This window comes from Geminicoccus flavidas (assembly GCF_009806515.1).
GTDB classification, from domain to species: Bacteria; Pseudomonadota; Alphaproteobacteria; order Geminicoccales; family Geminicoccaceae; genus Geminicoccus; species Geminicoccus flavidus.
Genome location: NZ_WUJP01000128.1, coordinates 1 through 1678, shown reverse-complemented (window position 1 = coordinate 1678; position 1678 = coordinate 1). Strand labels below are relative to the sequence as shown.

Here is a 1678-nt window from a genome sequence, read left to right as displayed (position 1 = left end):
GGTCGCCTGCCGGCGGTGCGGCGGCTGGGCGGGATCTGCACCGGTGCCTTCGTCCTGGCCGAGGCCGGCCAGCTCGACGGGCGGCGGGCGACGACGCACTGGCTGGTGGCGCACGAGCTGCGCAGCCGGTTCCCGGCGGTGCGGGTGGAGGAGGACCGGATCTTCATCGTCGATGGTCCGGTCTGGACTTCGGCAGGCATGACGGCGGGCGTCGATCTCGCTTTGGCGATGGTGGAGAAGGATCTCGGCAGCGAGATCGCGCAGTCCGTGGCCCGCAAGCTCGTGATGTACCACCGGCGGGCCGGCGGGCAGACCCAGCATTCCGAGCTTCTGGAGCTGGCGCCCAGGTCGGACCGGGTTCAGTCGGCGCTGAATTTCGCCAGGCGCAATCTGCAGGCCGAGCTGTCGGTCGAGCAGCTGGCCGAAGCTGCTGCCCTCAGCCCGCGTCAGTTCAGCCGAGTCTTTCGCGCCGAGACCGGCCAGTCGCCGGCCAAGGCCGTGGAACAGCTACGGGTCGAGGCGGCGCGGCTCATGCTGGAAAAGACGCGCCACCCCGTGGAGATCGTGGCCAGGGAAAGCGGGTTCACCGATCCGGAACGGATGCGTCGCGCCTTCCTGCGGGCGTTCGGCCAGCCGCCGCAGGTGCTGCGCCGCGCCGCCCGGTCGGCTGCCTAGTGCCTGTGGGCCGGCCTCACAGCGGCGCGCAGGCCTGCGCCAGCCACTGCCGGGTTGGCTCGTCCACCAGTGGTCCGATCTCGGCCAGCACCCGGGCGTGGTAGCCGTTCAGCCACTCCCGCTCCTCCGTGCTCAGCAGCTCAGGGACGATCAGCCGCCGGTCGATCGGCGCCAGCGTCAGCGTGGCAAAGCGCAGGAGCTTGCGCTCGCCGCCCGGCGGCGTGGGTGCCGGCTCTACCACCAGCAGGTTCTCCGTGCGGATGCCGTGGCTGCCGGCGACGTAGTGGCCGGGCTCGTCGGACAGGATCATGCCCGGCTGCAGCTTGACCGCACTCTGCCCCTTGGAGATCCGGGCCGGCCCCTCGTGGACGCAGAGATAGCTGCCGACCCCGTGGCCGGTGCCATGGTCGAAGTCGTGGCCGTGCCGCCACAGCGCCAGGCGCGCCAGCGTATCCAGCTGCGCGCCGGTGGTGCCCTCGGGGAAGACCGCCACCGAGACCGCGATCATGCCCTTGAGCACCAGGGTGAACTGGACGCGGATCGCTTCGGCCACCTCGCCCAGGCCCACCGTGCGGGTGATGTCGGTGGTGCCGTCCAGATACTGGCCGCCGCTGTCGACCAGATAGACGTTACCCGGCTCCAGCTTCAGGTTGGTCTCGGGCATGGTCCGGTAGTGCGGCTGCGCGGCATTGGGCCCATAGGCGCTGATCGTCTCGAAGCTCAGGCCCCGGAACAGCTCGTCCTCGGCGCGGATGGCCCGGAGCTTCGCCGCAGCCGCCAGCTCGTCGGCGCCTGCCGCCAAGGCCTCGGTATCCAGCCAGCACAGGAAGCGGCTCATCGCCGCCCCGTCGCGCTGCTGGGCCGCGAACGCACCCTTCACCTCGGTGGGGTTCTTGATGGCGCGCGCCAGCGGGATCGGGTCCTCGCCCTCGACCAGCTTGCCGCCGGCCTTGGCGAAACGGTCGGCAAAGCCCACCGCCGAATAGGCCGGATCCACTAGGAG

At 70.9% G+C, this 1678-nt stretch carries 2 protein-coding genes; one reads left to right on the top strand and one right to left on the bottom strand.

What is annotated here, in order from left to right; translation table 11 throughout:
* Nucleotides 1–675, top strand: a 675-nt coding sequence (locus EQG76_RS03425) for a GlxA family transcriptional regulator (protein WP_159710630.1), incomplete at its 5' end; no start/stop codon positions are given.
* A 16-nt stretch (nt 676–691) separates the two neighbouring features.
* Here the strand turns inward: EQG76_RS03425 and EQG76_RS03420 are convergent.
* Nucleotides 692–1678: M24B family metallopeptidase (locus EQG76_RS03420; protein ID WP_159710628.1), on the bottom strand; the 987-nt coding region annotated here is incomplete at its 5' end.